The sequence below is a fragment of the Clostridium mobile genome, from assembly GCF_018918285.1.
GTDB lineage: Bacteria > Bacillota > Clostridia > Clostridiales > Clostridiaceae > Clostridium_AW > Clostridium_AW mobile.
The window spans coordinates 177,285-203,713 of the sequence record NZ_JAHLQF010000004.1 but is presented as its reverse complement, the minus strand read 5'-3'; the positions used below and the strand labels follow the sequence as shown (position 1 = coordinate 203,713).

Annotated in this window: 22 protein-coding genes; 20 read left to right on the top strand and 2 right to left on the bottom strand. The window is 31.3% G+C overall.

The window, feature by feature from the left end:
- Window positions 1-13 precede the first annotated feature (13 nt).
- The 5 genes from KQI86_RS16170 (at window position 14) to KQI86_RS16150 (ending at window position 7,056) form a co-directional block, all read left to right on the top strand.
- Window positions 14-1,879: a polysaccharide deacetylase family protein gene (locus KQI86_RS16170; protein ID WP_216440460.1), complete on the top strand. Its 1,866-nt coding sequence runs from the start codon at window positions 14-16 to the stop codon at window positions 1,877-1,879.
- 17 nt (window positions 1,880-1,896) lie between these two features.
- Complete coding sequence (locus tag KQI86_RS16165; protein WP_216440459.1) at window positions 1,897-2,976, top strand: glycosyl hydrolase family 18 protein; 1,080 nt, start codon at window positions 1,897-1,899, stop codon at window positions 2,974-2,976.
- A 210-nt stretch (window positions 2,977-3,186) separates the two neighbouring features.
- A complete protein-coding gene (locus tag KQI86_RS16160) occupies window positions 3,187-4,272 on the top strand; it encodes an ABC transporter ATP-binding protein (RefSeq protein ID WP_216440458.1) in 1,086 nt (361 codons plus the stop codon).
- Window positions 4,273-4,350: 78 nt separating this feature from the next.
- Entirely contained in the window at window positions 4,351-5,214 is an 864-nt protein-coding gene (locus KQI86_RS16155) for an ABC transporter permease (RefSeq protein ID WP_425514394.1), read from the top strand.
- 3 nt (window positions 5,215-5,217) lie between these two features.
- The gene (locus tag KQI86_RS16150; RefSeq protein ID WP_216440457.1) at window positions 5,218-7,056 is read left to right on the top strand and encodes an extracellular solute-binding protein; all 1,839 of its coding nucleotides are present in this window, start codon (window positions 5,218-5,220) and stop codon (window positions 7,054-7,056) included.
- A gap of 1,207 nt (window positions 7,057-8,263) precedes the next feature.
- On the opposite strand, the gene KQI86_RS16145 is transcribed toward KQI86_RS16150, so the two are convergent.
- Window positions 8,264-8,503 (bottom strand): hypothetical protein, encoded by a 240-nt coding sequence (locus KQI86_RS16145; RefSeq protein ID WP_216440456.1) that lies wholly within the window; start codon window positions 8,501-8,503, stop codon window positions 8,264-8,266.
- A gap of 558 nt (window positions 8,504-9,061) precedes the next feature.
- Between KQI86_RS16145 and KQI86_RS16140 the strand changes: the two genes are divergently transcribed.
- Complete coding sequence (locus KQI86_RS16140) at window positions 9,062-10,174, top strand: alanine racemase (protein ID WP_216440455.1); 1,113 nt, start codon at window positions 9,062-9,064, stop codon at window positions 10,172-10,174.
- Window positions 10,175-10,364: 190 nt separating this feature from the next.
- On the opposite strand, the gene KQI86_RS16135 is transcribed toward KQI86_RS16140, so the two are convergent.
- Window positions 10,365-11,336, bottom strand: a complete 972-nt coding sequence (locus KQI86_RS16135; RefSeq protein WP_216440454.1) for a zinc dependent phospholipase C family protein — start codon at window positions 11,334-11,336, stop codon at window positions 10,365-10,367.
- Between the two features lie 310 nt (window positions 11,337-11,646).
- Here KQI86_RS16135 and KQI86_RS16130 point away from each other — a divergent pair, with 310 nt between their 5' ends.
- The 14 genes from KQI86_RS16130 to KQI86_RS16065 all read left to right on the top strand — a co-directional run bounded on the left by KQI86_RS16130 (window position 11,647) and on the right by KQI86_RS16065 (window position 26,416).
- Window positions 11,647-12,174, top strand: a complete 528-nt coding sequence (locus tag KQI86_RS16130; RefSeq protein WP_216440453.1) for an RNA polymerase sigma factor — start codon at window positions 11,647-11,649, stop codon at window positions 12,172-12,174.
- Window positions 12,171-12,941: a hypothetical protein gene (locus KQI86_RS16125; RefSeq protein ID WP_216440452.1), complete on the top strand. Its 771-nt coding sequence runs from the start codon at window positions 12,171-12,173 to the stop codon at window positions 12,939-12,941. The genes KQI86_RS16130 and KQI86_RS16125 overlap by 4 nt, the downstream gene beginning before the upstream one ends.
- Window positions 12,926-13,798, top strand: coding sequence for an ABC transporter ATP-binding protein (locus KQI86_RS16120; RefSeq protein WP_216440451.1), 873 nt, complete (start codon window positions 12,926-12,928; stop codon window positions 13,796-13,798). Before KQI86_RS16125 ends, KQI86_RS16120 begins: the two co-directional genes overlap by 16 nt.
- Complete coding sequence (locus KQI86_RS16115) at window positions 13,795-15,108, top strand: ABC transporter permease (protein ID WP_216440450.1); 1,314 nt, start codon at window positions 13,795-13,797, stop codon at window positions 15,106-15,108. The genes KQI86_RS16120 and KQI86_RS16115 overlap by 4 nt, the downstream gene beginning before the upstream one ends.
- A gap of 332 nt (window positions 15,109-15,440) precedes the next feature.
- A complete protein-coding gene (potA, locus tag KQI86_RS16110; RefSeq protein ID WP_216440449.1) occupies window positions 15,441-16,484 on the top strand; it encodes a spermidine/putrescine ABC transporter ATP-binding protein in 1,044 nt (347 codons plus the stop codon).
- The gene (locus KQI86_RS16105) at window positions 16,485-17,309 is read left to right on the top strand and encodes an ABC transporter permease (protein ID WP_216440448.1); all 825 of its coding nucleotides are present in this window, start codon (window positions 16,485-16,487) and stop codon (window positions 17,307-17,309) included.
- Window positions 17,303-18,094 carry an ABC transporter permease gene (locus KQI86_RS16100; RefSeq protein WP_216440447.1) on the top strand — a complete coding sequence of 264 codons (792 nt, stop codon included), beginning with the start codon at window positions 17,303-17,305 and terminating at the stop codon, window positions 18,092-18,094. Before KQI86_RS16105 ends, KQI86_RS16100 begins: the two co-directional genes overlap by 7 nt.
- On the top strand, window positions 18,091-19,140 hold the full coding sequence (locus KQI86_RS16095; RefSeq protein ID WP_216440446.1) for an ABC transporter substrate-binding protein: 1,050 nt from the start codon (window positions 18,091-18,093) through the stop codon (window positions 19,138-19,140). Before KQI86_RS16100 ends, KQI86_RS16095 begins: the two co-directional genes overlap by 4 nt.
- A 275-nt stretch (window positions 19,141-19,415) precedes the next feature.
- Entirely contained in the window at window positions 19,416-20,525 is a 1,110-nt protein-coding gene (locus KQI86_RS16090) for a M20/M25/M40 family metallo-hydrolase (protein ID WP_216440445.1), read from the top strand.
- A gap of 221 nt (window positions 20,526-20,746) precedes the next feature.
- Entirely contained in the window at window positions 20,747-21,283 is a 537-nt protein-coding gene (locus KQI86_RS16085) for a chromate transporter (protein WP_216440444.1), read from the top strand.
- Window position 21,284: 1 nt separating this feature from the next.
- Window positions 21,285-21,815 (top strand): chromate transporter, encoded by a 531-nt coding sequence (locus KQI86_RS16080; RefSeq protein ID WP_216440443.1) that lies wholly within the window; start codon window positions 21,285-21,287, stop codon window positions 21,813-21,815.
- Window positions 21,816-22,022: 207 nt separating this feature from the next.
- Window positions 22,023-23,789, top strand: coding sequence for a methyl-accepting chemotaxis protein (locus KQI86_RS16075; protein ID WP_216440442.1), 1,767 nt, complete (start codon window positions 22,023-22,025; stop codon window positions 23,787-23,789).
- A 199-nt stretch (window positions 23,790-23,988) separates the two neighbouring features.
- Entirely contained in the window at window positions 23,989-25,071 is a 1,083-nt protein-coding gene (locus KQI86_RS16070; RefSeq protein ID WP_216440441.1) for a CdaR family transcriptional regulator, read from the top strand.
- A gap of 91 nt (window positions 25,072-25,162) precedes the next feature.
- On the top strand, window positions 25,163-26,416 hold the full coding sequence (locus KQI86_RS16065) for a GntP family permease (protein WP_216440440.1): 1,254 nt from the start codon (window positions 25,163-25,165) through the stop codon (window positions 26,414-26,416).
- The last annotated feature ends 13 nt before the right edge of the window (window positions 26,417-26,429 follow it).

Sequence of the window (26,429 nt, the reverse complement as noted above, 5' to 3'; positions counted from 1 at the left end):
GAGGTAGTGAACGATGGAAAAGAATGAAAAATATATTTTAGATTATAAGAAAAAAGATAGGAAAAAATCCATAAGAACAGTTTTTCAAATGTCATTTTTAGTAGTGGTTTTTGGAATTTTAATAAATGCATTTTTTAATATAAAGAGCTATGAACCCTTAAATTCTTCACTTTACAATAACAATGAAGGTTTTATTGCTATCTCCTATTTTGGTGTGGATAGAATTCAAAAGCCTACCTTAATAGATAATGATATGCTGTCTAAACATCTTAGTGCCATGAAGGCTTCTGGATTTGAAACCATATCTCAGCAAGATATAATAGAATATTATAAAGAAGGAAAACCTCTTCCTCAAAAGGCAATGTATATTTCTTTTGAGGATGGGCGTAAAGATTCTGCTTTATTTGCACAGCCTATAATGGAAAAACTTAATTATAAGGCTACCATGTTTACATATGCTAATAAATTTGTCATAGGTGATATGAAATTTCTTATGCCAAAAGACTTAAAGAAAATGGAGAAAAGTACTTTTTGGGAATTGGGTTCAAATGGTTATCGATTTGAATACATTAATGTATTTGATAGGTTTAACAATTTTTTAAATATATTAAATCAAGATCAGTTTAATATGGTAGCTAAATATATGGAAGAGGATTATAATCATTATCTTATGGACTTTATTCGAGATAAAAATGGAATTCCAGTGGAAAATCGTACGGAAATGGAAAAACGTATTAAGTGGGATTACGCACAGATGAGGGATATCTATACTAAGGAACTAGGGGGAATCCCAAATGCTTACATGATTATGCACGCCAATGGACTATATGGAGACGCAAGTCCACTAGCCACTAATGTAAACAATGAGGAAATTAAAAAGACTTTTAAACTTCATTTCAATAATGAGGGAAAAAGTTTTAATGGAAAAGAAGAGGATATTTATAAATTAACACGTCTACAAGTACAACCTTATTGGTATACTAATCATTTACTTATGAGAGTATGGCAGGAAACAGGTAAGGATGTAGCTTTTGAGCAAGGTGATGTTGAGCGTGCAAGGTTATGGGAAATCGTTGAGGGGCAAGGGGAATTTATAAAAAGTAAAATAGTTTTAACATCTCCTCCAGAAAAACCAGCGTTTATGTATCTTAAAGATAAAAAAGAACTTAGGGACCTTAAAATATCCGCAAGTCTTGAGGGAAATGTTGTTGGAGAACAAGCTATTTACCTTCGCTATAATTCAGATAATAGTTCATTTGTACGGGTTTCACTGAAGGATAATGAATTATTTGTACATGAAAAAAAATCAGATAATAGTATTACTGAAATTTTCAAATGTAATTTAAAAGATATTGATAAAAAACCTGCACAGTCTATTGCTGAAGTTATGTTAGAAGCTGAGATAAATGAAGGTAATCTTAATATGAAAAGGGCTAGAAATGAAGAAGAAAAGAACAAAATAAAAGAACAAGTTACGAAAAAGAAAGAGCAAATTACTGAAAGCATAGAGGATGGTGCAAAGGAATTTGTACCAAATTTAAAAGCTAATCAACTGGGAAAACGTATGGTTGAAATCAGAATAAAAGGCAGTAATCTAGACATTTTAGTTGATGGAAAAGTGGCGGTGAAAGATTTGAAAATTGATGAAAGTATTACAAGTGGATATTTAGCTCTTGAAGCTTCTGCAAGTGAAAGAAACACTAAGGACAAGGTGTATGATGGTGTCTTTGATAATATTTTTGTACAAGAGCTTTTAGAAGGGCAGAATGAAGAAGGAAAAATAATCTTTGATAGCCGCTTAAAGGGTTTTGAGAAGATATACACATCAGTAAAAGAGCATTATAATCATATATTAGACTGGTTTATAGAAACCTTTTAGAGAAAGGGAGAGGTTATATGGTTTGGTTCAGGAAGAAATTTATAGGAAGATATTTTATAATACTTGTTTTGTCTTTAGTAATATTGGTATCAATATTTTATGCCATAGCTACTTCTAAATCAAATAAACCAAATAAACCAAATAAACCAAAGAAAATGACTAATATAGAGATGTCTGGCTGGGTAGCTTATTGGAATGGAGAGCAAGCACTAGAAGAGCTGCCAATATTGATTGACAATATGAGTTTGGTGCAGGCGTTTGGGGCTATTTTTGATGAGAATGACAAGATAACTTTCCCATCAAAATATAAAAATATATTACCTAAAATTAAATCGATATGTAATGAATATAATAAAAAATTATATCTAACCATTGTAAATGATAGAATAAATGAGGATGAAAGTATTACACAAAAGGATAGTAAGATGCTAAAAAGAATTCTACTATCAAAAGAAAAACGTGATGCACATATATCAGAAATTGTAGGCCATGCTAAACAGGGTGGTTACAATGGAGTTGAAATTGATTATGAAAAAATAGATAAGGATACGTTGGACAGTTTTTCTATATTCATAAAAGAGCTTTATTCTCAATTAAAGGTGGAAGGTATAGAGCTTAGAATTATTCTTGAGCCTAATATAAAATTAGATAAAATAAATCTTCCAGAAGGTCCAGATTATTTAATCATGGCTTATAATCTCTATGGCAACCATAGTGGCCCTGGTCCTAAAGCAGATATTGAATTTATCAAAAAACTTTCTACAAAGATGGATAACATACCAGGTAAAAAATGGATGGCTTTTTCTATAGGAGGTTTTGATTGGAAAGAGGGAGGTAACTCTCGCTCCCTTACAGAAAAAGAAGCTGTCTTACTAGCTAAAAATAAAAATGCTAAGATAAATCGTGATGAAGCAAGCGGAGCAGCATATTTTCAATACATAGATGAGGATGGCACAAACCATTCTGTATGGTATGCTGATGAAAAAACTTTAGAATTATGGGTTAAAACATCTAAGGAATGTGGGTATGAAAATATTGCGTTCTGGAAGCTTGGAGGCAATGAGGAAGGAACACTTAAATATATACAAAATTTTTAGTAAAAAACTTTGTATAAATACAAAAAAACTTATTGATATTTATACACCGTTATGATATATTCTTTTCAGTTATAATTGAGTGGTATTTTTGCGGGATTATAACTCCTATTTAATAAAACTTCTTAATAGGCCCCATGTAGCCCATGGGACTAATAGGAGGTTTTTCTTTTTTGAGAACGATAATTATATAATAAAAGGAGTTGTTGCGGAGTGGCTGCAGATGCTTTTCTTCAGTTGGAAAACATAGTAAAAACTTTCGATGATGGAGAAACATTAGTAAAAAACCTTAATCTTCACATTAGAAAGGGAGAATTCTTAACTTTGCTAGGACCTAGTGGTTGCGGAAAGACAACTACGTTAAGGATGATAGCTGGTTTTGAAATGCCTTCAAGTGGCAAGATAATTATTGATGGGGAAGATGTTACAGATAAGTCCCCAAATGAAAGATGCGTTAATACTGTGTTTCAGAATTATGCTCTTTTCCCACATATGAATATTGCTGATAATATTGCTTTTGGTTTAAAGATGAAAAAGGTACCAAAGAAACAAATTGAGGCAAAGGTACAGGAAATGCTTAAAATAGTTAAACTAGAAGGGTATGAAAGTAGAATGCCATCTCAATTAAGTGGTGGGCAAATGCAGCGCGTAGCCATAGCTAGAGCCATAATAAACAACCCTAAGGTTCTTCTTTTAGATGAACCATTAAGTGCTCTTGACTTAAAACTTCGCAAACAAATGCAATTAGAACTTAAACACCTTCAAAGAGAGTTAGGAATAACCTTTATATTTGTAACCCATGATCAAGAAGAAGCATTGACTATGTCGGACAGAATTGTGGTTATGAATAAAGGAGATATAGAACAATTAGGAACCCCTGAGGAACTCTATGAGAGACCTAGAACTAAATTTGTAGCAGATTTCTTAGGTGAAACTAATATATTGGAAGGTGAAACTATAAAAGTAAAGGAAACAGAAGTACTTTTAAATCTTGAAGAAGAAAAAGATATAATAAGAATTCCAAATTTGAATTATCATATTGGGGATAAATTTATTGTCTCTGTAAGGCCTGAAAGAATTAGGATTAAAGATGAAGTGGAAGAAGGAGACGTATGGCTTCAATGTAAATTTAAAGAGAGAATTTACATTGGTTCAAATATAAAGACTGTTATGGTCCTTAAGAATGGAAAAGAAATAATAGTCAACGAACCTATAGGGCAAAACTTTAAGTTTGATGATGAATCAGCTGAGGTTTTTGTAACTTGGAATCCAAACCATACAGTGGTTATAAAAGCATAAGGGGGTAGAGAGGTGAAAGATAAACTGTCTAATATTGGTACTGCTAAGTTAAACCCAAAAAGAGGATTAGGTAGAGATATAAAAAAGAAGCTATCTAATATATTGGGACCCTGCGTCACGGTGTTGCCAATAGCTCTTTGGATGATTGGCTTTTTTATAGTACCCATCATTTTGATAGTATTGGTTAGTTTTTGTACAAGAGGAGAAGTAGGAGATATAGTTTATAATTTTACATTATCAAACTACGCTAGACTACTAAACCCTTTATATATAAATATATTTATTAAATCCATATTAATTGCAGTAGCCACAACGGTGTTGTGTTTAATATTTGGATATCCCTTTGCTTTTATCATAGCAAAATCAAATAAAAGGATAAAACCTATACTACTACTTTTGATTATATTACCTTTTTGGACGAACTCTTTAGTTCGAACTTATGCCATGATAATATTGCTTAGAACAGAAGGTATAATTAATACATTGCTTTTAAACTTAGCGCTAATAGAGGCTCCTTTACAAATGATGTATAATAATGCAGCGGTAATGATAGGAATGTTATATATGATGTTTCCATTTATGGTGCTTCCTCTATATGCTTCTATTGAAAAATTGGATTTAAGATTACTGGAAGCTGCTGATGATTTAGGAGCTAGTACTATTAATAAATTTCTACAGGTTACTTTACCCCTTACTAAGGGAGGTATAATTTCAGGCTGCCTATTGGTATTTGTTCCAAGCCTAGGACTGTTCTTTATAACGGATTTAATGGGGGGAAGCAAAGTAGTACTTATGAGTAACCTTATAAAAAATCAATTTTTAACTGCAAGAGACTGGCCTTTTGGATCCGCTATATCTGTTGTTTTAATGATAGTTATGATGATATTCATTGGCTATTATGCTAAAAATGGTGGAACAAAGAATGGTGGGGGGGTGCTATAAGAAATGAAGAAAAATAAAGGAAGTATTTTAAAATCTCTTTATATGTTTCTAATATTCATGTTTTTATATATACCTATAATGGTTCTTATAGCTTTCTCATTCAATGAATCTAAGCTTAATGTAGTTTGGACAGGTTTTACTTTTAAGTGGTATGCTAGTTTAATTCATAATAAAGGAATAATGGAGGCTCTTAAAAATTCATTTCAGGTTGCTATTGTTAGTACCATAATATCTGTTATTTTAGGAACCTTAGCCTCTGTTGGATTGTATAGATATAAATTTAAAGGTAAGAGCATATTAGATTCCATTTTAAATATACCTTTAGTTATACCGGAAATAGTCATGGGTATATCGCTACTAGCCTTTTTTGCAATAATAGGTCTTCCTCTAGGAAGAACTTCACTGATTATTTCTCACGTTACTTTCAGTGTAGCTTACGTAATAGCGGTAGTTAAGACAAGATTAGATGGATTTGACAGATCACTAGAAGAGGCGGCTATGGATCTTGGAGCTTCCTCATTAAATACATTTTTACATGTAACGTTACCTATAATAATGCCTGGTGTAATAGCTGGTGGACTTTTGGCATTCACTCTTTCTTTAGATGATGTAATAATCAGCTTTTTCGTAGGAGGACCAGGAAGTGTAACTTTACCGTTAAAGGTTTTTTCTATGGTGAAATTTGGAGTTACTCCTGAGATAAATGCACTTTCAACGCTAATAATGCTATTTACAGTATTAATGATAGTTGGTGCACTCCTAATGAAAAATATCAATATAAATATGAAAAAAGGAACTGCTCTGTTTACAGCAATTTGTTTGGCTGTAGGTGGCTTTGGATATGGAGCGTATGCAATTGGAAAAAACAATAATGAACCTCAGGAAGTTTTAAATGTATTTAACTGGTCGGAGTATTTACCACAATCGGTAATAGACAAATTTGAGGAAAAATATAATGTAAAAGTTAATTACAGTACCTTCTCCTCCAACGAAGAAATGCTTGCTAAATTAATGGCAGGGGGAGGACAGTATGATGTTGTAGTAGCCAGTGATTTTATGGTAGAAATATTAAAAAAGCAAAATTTAATACAGGAAATAAATAAAGATAATCTCCCTAATATAAGCAATATAGGAGAACAATTTATGAATCTTCCCTTTGATGAAGGAAATAAGTATAGTGTTCCTTATATGTGGCTTGCAGGGATTATAGCTTATGATAGTTCTAAAATACCAGAAGGAACTATAAAGGGATATAAAGACCTTTGGAAACCAGAGCTTAAAAAGTCTTTAACACTTTTAGACGATCAAAGAGTTATTATAGGAATTACTCTTAAAAAGCTAGGATACTCACTTAATGAAACTAGCCCAGAAGCATTAGCAAAGGTTAAGGTGGAGCTTAAAAAACTTCAGGAGAATGTAAAATCCTATGATAGCGATAGCCCTAAGACAAGTCTTATAAACAAGGAGTCTAAAGCAATATTTGCCTGGGGCGCTGAGGGAAGCCTTGCTAAAAGAGAAAATCCTAATGTAAAATATGTAGTTCCAGAAGAAGGCTTATTCCTTCAACAAGATAATTTTGTTATTCCAAAGGGTGCACAAAATGTAAAAGCAGCAGAAGATTTTATAAATTTCATAATGGAGCCAGAAATAAGTGCGGAAATATCCAGCTATTTCCCATATGGAAATCCTAATGTAGCTGCATACCCATATATAGATAAAGAAGTTATGGAAGATATGGCGGTATACCCTCCAGAAAGTGCAATGAAAAATGGAGAGTACTTAAAAGACATTGGAGACGCCATTAAGACTTTAGATCAGATATGGTCTGAGGTTAAACAATAATCTTATATAATTAAGAGTTGAAAACCTATTAAATATATTAATAAGACTACAAAAGAGCTAAGTATGTAGTGAAAAGCGACTTTTTATTGGAGCAGCTTCACTGTGTGCTTAGCTTTCTATTTTGGAAACTAAATTATATTTGTAGAAATCTATAATTTAGAAACTAATTTATAGGTGTAACAAATAAAAAATGCTATATAATGCTTATTATGCTGATTCGCTGCAATAAGAACTTCTAGAATTTATTTTATAAAAATCCCTAATGCTGACAAACTCCCTTCGGTCAAACATGTACAGCATCTTAACGGCATTTCTAAAATAAATTAAGAATTTCTAGATTTTGCTCAAATGCATAGGGCGCATTACATAGCATTTTTAAGTTTTATACAATAGAATTATAAAGATAAATATTCGAGAAATTAATTTGGCATAATATAAATTTGGAAATAGATCTGTAAAACATAAAGGAATTGAGGTATGTAGTGGGAGGAGCGCCTTTTTTGAAGCGGCTTCACTATGTGCTTAGCTCTCTATTTTGGAAACCAAATTATATTTGTAGAGATCTATACTTGAGAAACTAATTTTATTTAGATGGTTAGATATTTAGTTTTTTAGATATTTAGATATTGAAGAAATCCCCTTAAAAAATGTTATGTTATCAACACTATTCTTTAACAGAGCGTTAATTTTTAATTCAAGTTTTTCATAATATTATATATAGATACTAAGGTTATTAAAGTAGAGAAAATTATATTTCGTATAATTATCTTATTTTCACTTATAATCCTAGAGCCTTTAAATTTGAAGTAGATTGAGATTAGAAGCAGCAAGGCTATTGCACTTAAAATAAAAATAGGTATATTTAAAAGTAAATTAATTAGTTTATATGAGTCAAATAGAACATCAAGTAAAAAAAGTGCGCAAAGAATATATATATATGTTCTATAATGTCCTTTTTCATCACAAATGTCTCTTTGTAAGTTGTGTAAGATTTTATCAATCATAAAACTCCTCCAAAAATATAAAAAATCAATCTTACGTTATTTCGTCATATCTTACTAAAGCGATACAATATTGAACTTACATCGCTTAATGTCCATAAGACTATACCTGTATATCCACTTATCTTCGTGCTGTGAATTAAACTTCTTTTTCAAAACAAGCCCCTTCCTTAAATCTAATACACACTTTTCTATAAGACAACATATTAACAAGATTGTTCATCTTTTTTCCATCTTGAGTAAGTATAGATTAACTGTATAACAAACACAACGACACCAAATGTTGTTAATATAGTATTCATCACACTATTGCTATTTATAAACCATATAAATGCTAATACAGCAATGCAAAAAGGTATCATCCATAAAGTTCTAATAAATTTTCTTCTATAACTCAAGTTCCAGTATATAAGTTCAAATCCTTTATCTACTTTATTGTCTCTCATAGATCATCCTCTCCTTTATTATAACTCACCTAATATTACTATTAAGTATTTTATTACAATTATATACTAATATATCCATTTTCTAAAGAGTAAATTCTATTTCTTATTTCGTAATATAACTCAAAATTAACGTAAATTCAATTTTACATCGCTTAATAAAAAACCATGCGTTAGCTACAAATAATATCCACTACATCAATTAACCTATTAATCTATCATCTAAAAATCTATTATCTATTAAGTACATAGGGCGCATCACATAGCATTTTTAAGTTTTGCACAATGAAATTATAAATATAAATATTTGTAATTATAAAAGAGCTAAGTATATAGTAAAAAAGCGACTTTTTCTGGAGCGGCTTTACTATGTACTTAGCTCTCTATTTTCGTAAACTAAATTACATTTGTAGAAACTTATAAATGTGAAAGCAATTTATCGCAATATATATTTGTAAAATCTTATCTATCAATTAATTAATATTATTGGTGTAAAAAGGAATTATTTAAAGAGAAATTGAATACTAAAATAGTAAATAGATACGGAAGGGGAATGGTTATATGTTTTTATCAGAGTATAAATTTATTGATACACCTTCTTTATTAATTGACTATGATCTTATGTTTAATAATGTTCGCTTTATGCAGAATAAAGTTGATGAATACGGAGTAAAATTGAGACCTCATACTAAAACTCATAGGATGCCTGAGTTAGCAAATATTCAAGTACAAGAAGGAGCTTTTGGAATTACTGTAGCTAAAGTTGGGGAAGCTGAGGTAATGGCGGAGAATGGCATAATGGATATTTTTATTGCAAATGAAATAATAGGAATATCCAAACTAGAAAGAATTAGAGAACTAAATAGAAAAATAAAAATAAGATTAGGTGTTGACAGTGAGTATGGGGTAGACCAGCTAGAAGAAGTATTTAAAAATGAGGAAAAAGCAATAGAAGTATTAATCGAAATAGAAGTGGGAGAAGAAAGATCTGGGGTAATAACAGATGAACAATTGATAAATTTAGTAAACCACATAAAAAAGAAGAAGAAAGTCCATCTTAAAGGAGTATTTTCACATGAGGGACACTCATATAATGTGGATAATGTTGATGAATGTAAAAAGGTTACATTGGAAGCGCAGAAGAGAACTTTAGATGCAGCTAAAATAGTTAGAAACTTAGGTGTGGAAATAGACACAATAAGTATAGGTGCTACTCCTTCATTGATGCATGCACATATATTAGAAGGAATTACAGAAATTAGACCAGGGACATATATATTGATGGATGTTGGACAAAGCAATGCAATTAAAGACTTTAGTAGGTGCGCTGCAACGATTTTAACAACAGTAATAAGTATACCAACGGAAACAAGGGTAGTATTAGATGCAGGAGCAAAAGCATTAACTGCTCAAAAAAGAGTAAAAGGTATATGTTCAACACCAGGAAATGGGGCAATTAATGGAATGACAAACGTACACTTAAGTGGAGTTTTTGATGAACATGGACTAATAAATGATAAGGACTTTAGAAAGAAAGTAAAAATAGGAGATAAAATTGAAATAATTCCTAACCATATATGTCCTACTTGCAATCTATATGAAAAAGCTTATCTGGTTTCAAAGGGAGAGGTTATTAAAGAGATTCCTATATTATGTAGAGGCAAATCTTATTAAGTAGGTTTTCAAACGAAAAGATTGAAAAATGATATTACAAAATATACACAAAAGAGCTAAGCATGTAGTGAAAAAGCGACTTTTCCCGGAGCGGCTTCACTATGTGCTTAGCTCTCAGTTTGAGAAATTAAATTGCTTTTGTAAAAACTTACAGTTGATAAATCAATTTGGGGGTGTGGCAAATGAAAAATCACTCTTCATAAATACATCTAAAATATTTAAACTCAAGAGGCAGGCTAGAATCTAGTCCTGTTGAAAAGGAGCGATTTCCTATATAATCTTCTCTTTGGAGTAAATTCTCATTATCATAAATATCTTTGAATAACTTAGTACAGATGATTAGAGAATCTTCAATAGCTTTATTAAACATATCTATAAAAGATGATTTATATAGTAAAGAATTATCACAGGGGTTACACCAAGTATTTTCTTTAAGATTTAAATAATCAAGATTGTCATCTACCTTAAGTGGATAAATCATATTACCGATAAAAGGAATCTTTTTAAATAGCCTTTTCTTTATACCAGAAGAGTCCCTTAACACTCTCTGAACTAATACCATGTCTTTAGTAGATTTTGCTATTTGTTTTTCAGTAATTTCTATATTGAGAATATTTTTAAGTATATGCTGATACATTTTTCCTATGGCATAAGCCTCATCATCTTTTACTGATACAAGAGAATGAGGATTTACTTGAGATGGTCTTTTATGCCACAGCCTATCTAACATAATAAAATCAAGTGTGGTTTCAAAGTCCCTGTGATAGCATTTATATTTTAGGCTATAAGGCTCCTTTGGACGTATAAACCCTGTTCTATAAAAGATATAAGGGTGAGTATTAGAATCGAGGGAATAGTGACATGCGTATCCACACATATAGGCCGTAATTAATTCTTTTAAATCTCCTTTTATATCTATAAGATATTCTATAGCGTTTAGAAAAAACAGTGTGGTGTTATTTTCATGAATAGTGCTACCGATTTTCCTTAAGCCTTTATTACTAGTCCATGGATAAGATATATAGTAGAAAAATATATCTGGGCCTTGAGTTCCTATATTAAATACCTGTCTGTGCTTTAGAATTATATCCTTTAATTTAGGATTATCTAAAATTTTAATCATCTCATCTCCGCAAAGATAATGTGATAAAAGTCCAGGCATAAGATCACTTCCTCTCTAAAACAATTATAATATTTTCAAATACAATATGTAATATATACTATATAATATATAACATTCATAGAAATATTAAACGCGGCTACATTTTGGAAAAAGGATGTAGTCGCTTTTTTACCCTCAAAAATAAAGAAAGAACATAAAGAAAAAGATTAAATAACTAAAGGATAATAAAAGGATATAGCATAAAAGATTGTTTTTACTTTATTTAATTTAAATCCTTTTTGAAAATTTTACCGTTATACTAAATGTAGAACGTTCTAAAATATAATTTTTTATGATAGGAGGTGCAATGTTGGAGGATAAAGTACTTATTAAGAAAATACAACAAGGGGAGACAGAGTTGATTGAGTTACTTATTGAGAAATACTATAGCAATATCTACGCATTCTGTTATCGCAAAATAAGCAATTCCAACATTGCTTACGATCTAACTCAAGAAGTATTCCTACGCCTTGTTCAGTATATCAATACATATGTTGATAAAAATAATTTCAAAAGTTATCTGTTTAAAATTGCAGTAAATATCTGCAATGATTACTATCGAAAAAACAGGATTCATATGGAAGACATAGATGCTATAAATTATGTTGCTTATACCAATGACAAGATAGCAGATTTAGAAACTGCAGATGTAGTGCGTCAAGCACTTAATACTTTACCGGATATACAAAAGGACGTTATAATTTTGCGTTACTATCATGACATGAAAGTAAGAGAAATTGCAAAAATAGTTGGAACAAGCCTTCCTACAGCAAAATCAAGATTAAAACAAGGGTTAGATAAATTAAAAAAGCAGCTTAGAGAGGAGGATTTATTTTGAAAAATAAAAAGATAGAGAAGTTATTAAACAGTTATCAACCACCTGATGTTTCTGATGAACAGATGAGAAGTACAATTTTACTTGCAAAACAAGAACTAAATAAAAAACAATCTTTTTCCAAAGCCTCTTTTATTGAAGTTTTAAGAGAACAGATACATTATATTTCACCTGTTGTTTGGATTGCACAACTAACAGTACTTTGCTTTGCTTCAATTCTCTTATGGTATTCTGGAAATGATGTAAAAGAAACAATTTCTGTTTTCTCTATTCTTTCTATATCAGCCCCAATTGTTGCTTTAATAGGGATTCCGGAAATTGCAAAAAGCTTTACCTGTAATATGTGGGAGATAGAGCAGTATTGCAGGTATAATCTACAAAAAATAATGGCTATTAGAATGGTTATTATTGGTGCAACAGATTTGCTCAGTATGAGCATTTTGTTTTCTATTTCAGCATTTTATTATGATGGTAATATACTCAGCCTTATTTTGTATGTGTTGGTACCCTTTAATATTTCAAGTATTATTTATCTTTTTATATTTAACTGGGTAAAAGGTAAGACTGCAAGCTATACTGTTATGGCAATTGGATTATTTCTGACAGCAGGCTTTTCACAGCTATCAAAACATCCTAAACTTTATCAATCAACATCAATATGGATATGGGGTGTGCTATTTGTTATCACATCATTGGTACTTATTTGGAAGATAGCTGAAACATTAAATAATATGAAAAACAAGGAGGAATTGTTGTGGAACTTACAATAGATAGGCTCACAAAACAATACGGCAGTAAAATTGCTGTTGATAGATTTACAAGTACCTTTACCCCAGGAGTTTATGGATTGCTTGGGGCCAATGGATCAGGTAAAACAACCTTAATGCGATTAATTTGCGATATTCTGGATCCCACTTCTGGTGAGATAAGGCTAAACAATAAGAATATAAAAAAGATGGATGAGGATTATCGAAGCCTGTTAGGTTACCTACCTCAAAATTTTGGATATTATCCCGAATTTACGGCCTATGATTTTCTTATGTATATTTCTTCTCTTAAAGGACTTCCACATGGGGCAGCAAAACGAAAAACCTTTGAGCTTTTGGACATGGTGGGATTAAAAGAAGAAAAAAAGGGTAAGATAAAAACTTTTTCTGGAGGAATGCGTCAAAGGCTCGGAATCGCACAGGCTATGCTTAATGATCCACAAGTGATTATACTGGACGAGCCAACAGCGGGGCTTGATCCAAAGGAGCGAGTACGCTTTCGCAACCTAATAAGTTCTTTTTCTAAGGATAAAATTGTTATCCTCTCCACCCATATAGTATCTGATATAGAGTATATAGCTGATACTATATTAATGATGAGGCGAGGAACATTAATTCATAAAGGTGATGCGCACACCATTACTTCTGCTATTAAAGGATGTGTATGGCAGTGTCAGGTTTCAAAGGAGGAAGCTGATCGCCTTAATGCCATCTATTGTGTCAGTAATTTAAAGCATATAGGTGATAATATTAGTCTAAGGATTGTATCTGAAAATAAGCCCTGTGAAAATTCAATAACTGTAGAGCCAAATATTGAGGACTTATATCTCTATTGCTTTAAGGGGGAGAACGCACAATGAAAGGTCTTATTAAGTTTGAACTAAAAAAAATATTTCAAAAGCGCTTAACAATTATAGTGCTTTTGGGAGCGTTAGTTATTAATTTATTTAACTTTTTTGTAAATGGTGTATTGCAGCAAATGGATGTTTCACCAAATGGGGAAGAAAAAAGGGGATTACAAGCCATTGCGCAAAGACGGGAACAAGAACAGACTTTTTCAGGGTATCTTACTGAAGAAAGATTAATGGAAATTGTATCTCATGTAAATCAAATACAAAATAATCCTAAAAACGTTCAGGAAGATGATATTGGCACTTTGCGTAAGAAGGAGAGAATGCGTCAGCAAGGACACTCAGAGGAAGAGATTGCAAATATAAAACCTGTTAGCAGCATTAAGACAGATGTTTATTGGAAAGAAATCCATCCATATGAACCTATTCTAAACTTTATAAAACCTGGTTATATTCCAGGTATTGTTAATGAATTTACAGAGGATGATATCATAGGTATTTATGACAGAAAGACATATCAGAATATTGAACATACCCAAATACCATCAAATCTATCAATGGCACAGTTTGAAAAATTGAAATCTATGTATTCCGAAATCCAAACACCTTTTTACTATAATTACTATGATGGATGGCGTGAGCTTAATGATGATTTTTCAAGTTTTCTCGTTTGGGGGCTGGGTATGGTCCTTATCATATGCTTAGCACCTGTTTTTTCTGAGGAGTATAGCTATGGAACCGATGCTATCATTTTGACAACAAGGTATGGGAAAAGCAAACTAACTACAGCAAAGATAATAAGTTCATTTTTGTTTGTAATTGGAATTTTTGTGGCTTTTGCCCTTTTAAATTTTGCTCTATATGGAATAACCTATGGCTTTGTGGGAGGAGAATGCCCAATTCAGCTTTCTGTTTCAAATAATACATCACCATATAATATTAACTTTGCTCAAATGTTTTTGTTGGTATTAGGTTTAGGTATAGTTGGGCTGCTGTTCCAAGGGGCAATTACCTTATATATATCATCAAAAATGAAAAGCCCATTTTTGTCTATTATTTTTACTGTTTTACTTTTCTTTCTACCTACAATTAATCTTCCTGAGAAACTCCTTACCATAGAGCTCTATCCTTCTCAAAAGATATTATACTTGTTTCCTGTAAATATCATGAATGTACCAGCTACAGTTTCTGAGGGTGTATTATACAGTTTCTTTGGCAAAGTTTTGACACAACCTGTAACAATGGTAATAAGCGCTATATTATTATCCATGTTACTTATATTACTTTCATGCAGAGCATTTCGAGGTCATAAAGTATAAGTGTAGTTATATAGTAATACATCTTTCCATAGGTGAAAAAACAAAATAAGGAATTCTTTTAGAACAATAATAATATGTATAAATATGAAATTAAATAAGAGCGTGATATCCCTTTTACATGAGTGGAGAATCATGCTTTTTCCTGTTTATTTATGCGTAGAAACTTAAGGGAAATAATGTAAATTTTTTCAAAAACGTAATTTAAAATTAATATATTGACATTGGATTGGTAATATGATAAAACTACATTGTTATACATGAATATTTCCAAGTCGAAATATGTTTAATCTAAACATATTTGTATAATAAAATATGGTATTGGGGGCAGATAAATGCATGAGAAAATTATCAGATTATCACAAATATCGAAAGATTATGATGGACAAACAGTTCTAGACAATATAGATCTTTATATTTGTCGAAATGAATTTTTAACCCTCTTGGGTCCTAGTGGATGTGGTAAGACCACAACACTTAGAATTATTGGTGGATTTGAAAGTCCTACTAGTGGTGAAGTTCTTTTTGAGGGAGAAAATATCACAAACCTTCCTCCGTATAAAAGAAAAGTAAATACCGTATTTCAAAAATATGCACTTTTTACTCATATGAATGTATATGAAAATATTGCATTCGGTCTTAAAATTAAGAAACTCAGCAAAACGGAAATAGACAAAAAAGTTAAGGAAATGTTGGAGTTGGTTAATCTAGTTGGATTTGAGAGAAGATCCATAGATTCCTTGAGTGGAGGCCAACAGCAGCGTATTGCTATTGCAAGAGCACTGGTAAATGAACCAGAGGTTTTGCTTCTTGATGAGCCTTTAGGTGCCCTCGACTTAAAGCTTAGAAAAGATATGCAATTAGAACTGAAAAATATCCAGCAAAGGCTTGGAATAACATTTGTATTTGTAACTCATGACCAAGAAGAAGCTCTTACCATGTCAGATACAATAGTAGTAATGAATGAAGGAAAAATTCAGCAAATTGGAACTCCAGTAGACATATATAATGAACCTAAAAATGCTTTTGTGGCGGATTTTATAGGTGAAAGCAATATAGTAGATGGAGTAATGGTTAAGGATTGCTTTGTGGAATTTGCAGGTCATGGATTTGTTTGTGTAGATAAAGGTTTTGAACCAAATGAAAACATAGATGTGGTTATAAGACCTGAAGATATAAAATTAGTAGATGTAAGTGAAGGAATGATTGAAGGGGAAGTACAATCAGTTATATTTAAGGGTGTACATTATGAAATGGCTGTTATGGCTAAAGGAATTAAATGGTTGGTTCATAGCACTACAATGGAACCAGTAAACACTAAGGTAGGCATGAAGATAATTCCTTCAGATATTCACATAATGAAAAAGGTGAGTAGATAGATGAAAAGGAAATGGATGGCATACCCTTATGTATTGTGGATGATAATCTTTACTATTATCCCCCTTGCTTTAGTTCTATGCTACAGTGTAGTATCAGTAGATGCTAACGGAATTCACTTTACACTTGAACATATAAAAAGAGTATTTGAACCTATATATATAATGGTTTTTAAGAGATCTTTATCCCTGGCAGCTATTAGTACTGCTATATGTCTAATACTGGGATATCCTATGGCTATGATATTAGCGAGCAAAAATTTAACAAAGAAAAGTACTTTAGTTGTTCTCTTTGTTATACCAATGTGGATGAACTTTCTTGCTAGAACATATGCATGGATGACTTTGCTAGAGAAAAACGGCATAGTAGCTTCTATTTTTAATTTTTTCGGTTTAAACGCTCCAAACCTTCTATATACAGAGAAAGCTGTTGTATTAGGTATGGTGTATAATTTTTTACCTTTTATGGTATTACCAATTTATTCTGTTCTGGTTAAGATGGATAAGGCTGTACTTGACGCAGCAGAAGATTTAGGTGCTCCACCATTTACAGTTTTCAAGAGAATAATATTTCCATTGAGTCTTCCAGGAGTTTTATCAGGAGTTATAATGGTGTTTATGCCTGCATTAACTACCTTTGTAATATCTAGATTGCTTGGTGGAGGTCAATTTACTCTCATTGGAAACTTAATCCAAGAACAATTCCTAACTACAAGGAATTGGGGATTTGGATCTGCCCTTTCTATTGTGTTAATGCTCATTATGGTAGTTGGTATGGGTATTAACTTGAAATATGAAAAAGAAAATGAAGGGGGAGGTTTATGGTGAAGTCAGCTTTAAAAAAAATATATACAGCTATGATATTTACATTTTTATATGCTCCAATAGTGGTGCTAATAGTTTTTTCTTTTAATAGCTCTAAATCAAGAGCGAACTGGACGGGCTTTACCTTTGATTGGTATATACAATTGTTTAAGGATCAGCAAATTATGACTTCCCTTTATAATACAATTATGATAGCCCTTATTGCATCAGTTTGTGCAACGATTATAGGAACTCTTGCAGCAATTGGTATGCAAGATATGAAGAAATTTACTAAAGCAATGGTAATGAATATAACATATTTGCCTGTGTTAAATCCTGATATTGTTACAGGTATATCCCTAATGCTTCTTTTTATATTTGCTAACAAGCAATTGGGATTCTTTACCATGTTACTTGCGCATATAACTATAAATATACCTTATGTAATACTTTCTGTATTACCTAAATTGAAGCAATTGGATGTAAGAGTATATGACGCGGCATTAGATCTAGGAGCAACTCCTATGTATGCCTTCAGAAAGGTTATAATACCTCAAATTGCTCCTGGAATATTTACTGGATTCTTATTAGCATTTACTATGTCTATAGATGATTTTGTAATAAGTTTCTTTACTACTGGCTCAGGAGTTTCAAATTTATCTATAACCATATGGTCTATGGCAAGAAGAGGAGTTAATCCTAAAATTAACGCACTTTTAAGCATAATGTTTGCTAGCGTTATATTATTATTATTGATAGTCAACAATAGAATGTCTGGAGATGGAGGGAGAAAGGGGAAAATAAAATGAAAAGAGTTTTAAAAAATCTAGTATTATTATCATTATCACTGGTTATGATTTTAAGCCTTACAGCTTGCGGAAAAAGTGATAAGGAAGTTTTAAAAGTCTACAACTGGGGAGATTATATCGATAAGTCAGTTATAGAAAGCTTTGAAAAAGAAAACAATGTAAAAGTTATATATGAAGAATTTGCTACAAATGAAGAAATGTATGCAAAGATGAAAGCAGGATCAGATGACTACGATGTTTTAATTCCTTCAGATTATATGATAAAGAAAATGATAGATGAAGATATGCTTCACAAAATAGATATGAATAATGTATCAAACTATGGACTAATTCAAGACAGATTTAAGAATTTAGCTTTCGATCCTAAAAATGAATATTCAGTACCATATATGTGGGGAACAGTAGGAATTATATATAATAAAACTATGGTTAAAGAACCTGTAGATAGTTGGAAGATACTATGGGATGAAAAATACAGCAAGAAAATATTTATGCTTGACAGTATTCGTGACTCCATAGGAATTACACAAAAAATGCTAGGCTACTCATTAAACAGTAAGGATCAAAACGAATTACAAAATGTAAAGAAAGCCTTAATAGAGCAGTTGCCATTGGTTCTTGCTTATGTGGGAGACGAAGTTAAGGATAAAATGATAGGTGGAGAAGCGGCATTAGCTGTTGTTTGGTCAGGTGATGCTATGTACATGAAAAGAGAAAATCCTGACTTAGAATATGTAATTCCAAAGGAAGGTACAAACATTTGGTATGATTCTATGGTTATACCAAAAGGAAGCAATAATAAAGAGTTATCAGAAAAGTTCATAAATTACATGTGTAAAACAGATGTAGCTCTTAAAAATGTAGAATTTATAGGATATTCATCACCACAGGATGAAGTAATAAAACAACTTCCAAAGGAGTTAACTTCAGATAAAGCTGCTTATCCAAATATAGAAGATCTTGAAAATAGTGAGGTATTTGAAGATTTATCCTCATCATTAGAATTGTATGATAGAATTTGGACTGAAGTAAAATCAAAATACTAAAAATATACTTGTAAGACATAAAAGAGCTAAGTATGTAGTGAAATATCCACTTTTTTTAAGCGGTTTCACTATGTACTTAGTTTTCTATTTACATAACAAATTATATTTATAGAAACTTGAAACTGCAAAAATAATTTATGATACATTAAAATTTTGAAAAATATTTGTATTAAATTATAATTTTTAATGCAGGGCAATTTTTCTATAGTATAATTCTATATATAAGTAAGTTTAGCAATAAACTACAGGAGATATTATAAGGAGGATGTGGAAAAATGATAAATAGAGAAAGATTAATAAACAATTTTTTAGAATATGTTCAAATTGATAGCGAAACCTTAAATGAAGGAAATATGATGAAAAGACTTATTCAGGATATGGAAAGCTTAGGTATGAAAGTGTGGACAGACAATGCTGGAGAAAAAATAAATTCTGATGGAAACAATGTATATGGATATTTAGAAGGGGAGTTAGATTTAGAACCATTATTATTTTCAGCTCATATGGATACTGTAAAACCTGGGATAAACGTAAAACCCATAATCAAAGAGGATACTATATATAGCAGTGGAGACACAATACTTGGTGGAGATGACAAATCAGGAATAGCTGGAATAATTGAAGCTATTAGAGTAATAAAAGAAAAAAATCTTCCTCATGGCCCTATTGAAGTAGTATTTACTATATGTGAAGAAGGCGGTTTAAAGGGATCTAAGAATTTACAGTATGATACTTTAAAATCTAAAAAAGCCTATATATTAGACAGTGGTGATAATGTAGGAAAAGTAATAACAAAAGCACCAGCACAGGATAAAATTCTGGCTAAGATAAAAGGAAAGGCTGCCCATGCAGGGGTGGCACCAGAAGAAGGAATTAGTGCTATTCAAGTAGCAGCAGAAGCTATTGTCAACATGAAACTACTTAGAATAGATGAAGAGACTACTGCTAATCTAGGAACTATAAGCGGTGGAAAGGCTACAAATATAGTATGCCCAGAAGTAGAAATCGTAGGAGAAGCTAGAAGTTTAAACAATGATAAATTAAAGGTTCAAACAGAGCATATGGTAGAATGTTTAAATAAAGCTGTAGAAAAGTTTGGAGCATCAATGGAACTTGAAGTGGCTCATAACTATGATGCATTTGACATAGATGAAAATGACGAAATACTTTCCATTACAAGAGAGGCTTGCAAGAGAGCAGGTGTAACTTTTAGCACAGGTTCCAGTGGCGGTGGAAGTGATGCAAATATACTAAATGGCAATGGAATCAAGGCAGTGACTTTAGCTACAGGAATGTCTAAGGTTCATACTGTGGACGAGTTTATTACTATAGAAAACTTAGTTAATACAGCAAAATTGACACTTGAAATAATGCTTAGAAAATAAAGAATTATTCCTTTTGAATTAAGGCATGAATAGCTTAATTAAAGCTTGTTCATGTCTTTTTTTATTGCAATGTTTTGTAGTTCTCCATGGAACTTAATTTTTATATAAAAGGCATTCGAATAACTATAATTATAGCTTATGGTTTCATAAGTAATCATAATTTCTATTTATAATAAACCTGTGATACAATTTTATTAGTTTATTATGATGGAGGAATTTTTATGAAAAAATTAATTATAATGTTTCTAAGCTTTTTTAAAATTGGAGCATTTACTTTTGGTGGAGGATATGCAATGATTCCTTTAATTGAAAAAGAGGTGGTTGAATCAAAAGAATGGATTTCTAAAGAAGAATTTACAGATATACTTGTAATATCTCAGAGCTTCCCAGGTGCATTACCAGTGAATTCTTCTTTATTTATAGGGTATAAATTAGGAGGAGTTTTAGGCGCGATTTTTGCTCTATTAGGAGTAATATTGCCTTCTTTTTTAATAATATTAATAATAGCTGCTTTTTTTATGCAATTTAGAGAAAACCCCATAGTGGATAATATATTTAAAGGAATCAGTGGGGCTGTACCTGTTTTAGTATTAATTGCAGTAAAGAGTTTATCAAAATCTGTGGAAAAGAAAAAAATCAACATTATTATAACTATAACATGTGTAGTAGCCATTACAATGTTTAACTTCCATCCTGTTGGAATGATTTTTCTTTCAGCTATTTATGGAATAGTTTTTTTAAGAAAGAAGGTGGCTTAAAATGGACATGCTTTTAAAGTTATTTATGAGCTTTTTTAAAATAGGTGTTTTTGGTTATGGTGGCGGATATGCTATGTTACCTTTAATTGAAAGAGAAATAGTGACATCAAACAATTGGTTAAGTTCTTCTCAGTTTCTAGACATAATAGGTATTTCACAGATGACTCCTGGACCCATATCTATTAATTCTGCTACTTTCGTAGGATACACAATCAGTGGATTTTGGGGAAGTGTTTTTGCAACACTTGGAGTGGTAGCTTTCCCATTTATTCTAGTGTCAATAGCAACTCATTATGTATTAAGATTTAAAAATTCTTCCCTTATGAAGTCAGCATTAATGGGAATGAGACCGGCTTTAATTGGGCTTATAATAAGTGCTTTCTTATCTCTTGCAAAACAATCATATATAGATTTTAAATCTATAATAATAGGGGCCATAATTTTGATTATTAGTTTAAAATCAAAACTTCATCCTATACTTGTAATTGTTGTAGCTGCAATTTTAGGGATTATATTTTATGGAGTATTTTGATAGATTAGAATATTAGAACTGACTCACTATGGAAAAGAGTCAATAATTTAATAATAAAGATTAACGGCATAGGAGATTATTGATTTTACAAGTAATCCTCTATGTCGATTTTTTTAATCTAAATTTTACTTAATTTCACATAATACTACTTGGATATTATATGAAATTATGCTAAATTAATAATTGGACTGCAGAAGGGGGATATTTATGAAAAGCAAAAGCAAAACAGGTTTAAGACAATCCTTATATTCATCTTTTGTTCTTATCGCTATAATAATTACTGGGGCCATGCTTGCCTTTGGATTATTAAGCTACTTTTATCAGACAAAAGAATTGACCAACCTAGGAATAAGAGCTCTAGAAAACAAGGCAAATATTGGTATAGAAACAATGAAAATACTTGATGAACAGGTTAAACAGGGGAAATATACATTAGAAGAAGCTCAAGAAACCTTTAGAAGAATAATGTTAAACCCGAAATCAAGTGATGGAAAAACAAGAGAGTTTAAACCTTCAGTAGATTTTGAGGATATAAAAGCATATATGTATGCAATAGATAGTACCGGATTAGAAGTTATGCATCCTGCTAAAGAAGGGGAAAACATAATGGAATTCCAAGATGCTAAAGGAAAGTACGTGGCAAAGTCAATAATCGAAGAAGGTAAAAATCCTGTAAACAATGGTGTAATATATTTCATGTGGCAAAATCCTGGCGAAAAGGATCAGAAACCTAAGGTAAATATAGTTAGATATTTTGAACCTTGGGATTGGTATATAAATGTAGGATGTTATGAGAAAGATTTCTATAAAAGTGCAGATAGATTATTTAAAATATCCATTGCTATAATCATAGTATTTAGTGTATTAGTTACTATTTTATTAGCGTTTATCATAGGTAAAAAAATATTACCTCTTGAAGAAATAATAAAATGTATGAAAGAGTTATCCCATGGTAATTTACATAGTAGATCACTTTATAATAAGAATGATGAAATAGGATATGTAAGTCAGGTGTTCAATCATATGGCAGACGATATTGAAAATTTAATAAATAAAGTAAAAGATTCATTTAATGGATTAAATGAATTATCTTTAGATTTAACAAACTCTTCAGAGGAACTAAATAGTTCCAGTGAGGGGATAGAAGATGTAATGGGAGAAATAGCTAAAGGATCTACAGAGCAATCTTCTGAATTAGTTGATATATCAACCTTCGTTGAAAATCTATCAGAGAGTTTAGATATTGTAGGAGAAAAAATTCATCATATATCTAGCAGCAGCACACAAATAAAATCTTCTGCAGATATAAATGAAGAGAGTCTAAAAAAATTAATGCAATCAATTGAAGATATCAAAAAATCTTTTGGCGAAGTTATAGAAAAGGTAAATAGCTTTGAAGACAACATGAAGAAAATTAATTTAATAACAGAAGCCATAGATAATATTGCTAAAGAAACCAATCTATTAGCTTTAAACGCATCAATAGAAGCGGCAAGAGCTGGAGAAGAGGGAAAAGGTTTTGCTGTTGTTGCAGATGAAATAAGAAAGTTAGCAGAGGAAAGTATTCAATCATCAAGGAATATAGATGAAATTACAAGAAATATGACAAAGGATTTTGATGCAGTGGTAACTACAACTAGTTCTGCTACATCAATACTAGAAAACCAAGTGGAAACAATTAAAGATTCAATGGTTAACTTTGAAAATATTCTTGATGAGATTAACTATATACTTCCATCTATAAGTGATGTTAATACAACAATAGATAACACCATAGGAAAGAAGGATGAATTGTTAGATAAGACTCAAGTGGTAGCTAGCATATCTCAAGAGCTTTCAGCTTCAACAGAAGAAGTAGCAGCTACTGTAGAAGAACAAAATAAATTAGTTCATAAGCTATCTACAATGGCTCAAGATTTAAACAAGACATCAGAGGATATTAATAAATATATAGATAAAATTATAACTAAGTAGATAAAATAAGGATGAATAGCTCAAAATTGAGTTATGCATCCTTATTCTTTTAGCACTGATGTACAGTTTTTATTATGCTTTTAGGCATCTTAAATAAAATAACTAAATATAAGCTTTTAAGAGTGTATAATTAATTATGTAGGTAATATTGAAACCTAAGAATATAAATTTAAAAACACAGTGAAAAGGGGTTAAGATAATGATAGAAATTAATTCAAAATTAGCTCAAACAATTGTGGATAAAATGATGAAAGTAATACCATATAACATAAACATAATGAATAATAAAGGAGTTATAATTGGGAGCGGAGATAAAAGCAGGGTAGGAACTTTACATCAAGGAGCAGTGCAAGCCATACAGGAAAATAGAATGATTGAAATCACTGAGGACACGAAATATGTAAAAAAAGGTGTTAACATGCCTATCAAATATGAAGGGGTAATTATGGGGGTTATAGGTATAAGTGGTGAAGCTAATGTTGTAAAGCCTTTTGGGGAGTTAGTTAAAATAACAGCAGAACTTTTGCTATCCCAAGAAAATATAGCTAATCTACAGAGAGTGAAAGAGAAAGAAAAAGAGGAATATATATTCAAATGGGTATATGGTTACAACGATTATGCTAAAGAATTCATTGAAAAAGGTAAGATGCTCCACATAGATATTTTAATAAAAAGAAGAGCGGTTTTGATTCAAAGTAAGAAAAAAATAAAGGATAAAGAAAATTTTTTAAAATACCTATCTTTAGATGAATACCATATAACTTTAGAAGAGGAAAAACTTCTTCTACTTATAAGAGAAGATAGACTTGAAAAGTTTATAGAAGATATTAAAGAGGAAATAGATTTAAGTAATTATTATATGGGAATAAGTGAAGAAAAATTAAACATGGGAAGAGCTTTTTATGAAAGTATAGATGCTGCTGAAATTGGAATAAAATTAAATTTAAACAACAATATAATCTATTATGAGAATGTAAGTTATATATTTTCTATTCTAGAATCTAAAAACCTGGGAAGTATGCTCCAACTTGGAGAAAAGTTCTGTTCTAAAGGATATGAGGGAGAGTTAACAAAAACTTTTATGGCTTATTTAGAACTTAATGGAGAAATGAACAAAATTGCCAAATATTTAAATATACATAGAAATACCTTAAACTATAGGATTGAAAAGATAAAAAGCGTTACAGGTAAAGATATCAGGAATTATTCAGATTTAATTAATCTATATTTAGCTTATGTAATTTATGTTATGAGAAATAGCTATTATGCAAATGACCAATAACTCTCTATAAATTTTATGTTTAATACCGATGAATTTATAACCCCAAACGTTTACAATAATATTATAAATTAAAAAATGGGGGGATTTAAAAATGCAGATAACTGCTTTAGGAGCAATAATTGGATTAATTTTAGCAATTGTATTAATTATTAAAAAAGTTCACCCAGCTTATGGTTTAATGGCAGGTGCCATTGTCGGGGGACTTGTTGGTGGAGCGTCTGTTGTTCAAACAGTTGACTTCATGATAGGTGGAACAAAAGGAATTGTTACAGCCATATTAAGAATATTGGCAGCAGGAATTTTAGCAGGAGTATTAATTGAATCAGGTGCTGCAGCAAAGATAGCTGAAACAATAATAGACAAAATAGGTGAATCTAATTCCCTTATTGCTTTGGCTATTGCTACTATGGTGTTAACTTCTGTAGGAGTATTTATTGATGTTGCTGTTATAACTGTTTCATCAATAGCTTTGGAAGTAGCATATAAAGCTAACTTATCTAAGACTTCTATTTTAATGGCTATGATAGGAGGGGGTAAAGCGGGAAACTTAATGTCTCCAAATCCTAATGCCATTGCAGCTTCGGATGCTTTTAAGGTCCCATTAACTTCTGTCATGGCAGCAGGAATTATACCAGGTATATTTGGACTTATAGTTACTTGCATAATAGCTAAAAAACTTACAGATAAAGGACCTAAAGTTGAAAAAAGTGAGATTCTTATAAACAAGGAAGAAAGACCAGGCTTTTTTGGAGCAATAATTGGACCTATAGTTTCAATATTAATTCTAGCTCTAAGACCTATGGCAAATATTAATATTGATCCATTAATAGCGTTACCAGTAGGTGGAATTGTAGGAGCCTTATGCATGGGAAAAATTAAGAATATAAATCATTACATGCAGTCTGGATTGGCTAAAATGAGTGGAGTAGCAATATTATTAATCGGTACAGGTACTATTTCTGGCATAATCGCAAATTCAAGTTTGAAGGATGTTATAGTAAATGCTTTAGGCTCATCAGGACTACCAGCTTTCGTACTTGCGCCTATAGCAGGGATACTTATGTCTGCAGCAACAGCTTCTACAACTTCTGGAACAGCAGTAGGAAGTCAGGTGTTTGGCCCTACAATTTTACAACTAGGAGTAGGAAACTTAGGGGCAGCGGCTATGATTCATTCAGGAGCGACAGTGTTAGATCATTTACCACACGGAAGCTTTTTCCATGCTACTGGAGGAAGCATAAATATGGATATGAAGGATAGATTAAAGTTAATTCCTTATGAAACAATAATAGGGCTTGTTATGACTATAGTATCAACAATAATATTTGGAGTATTGAAATTTTAGCCTTATAAAGGGG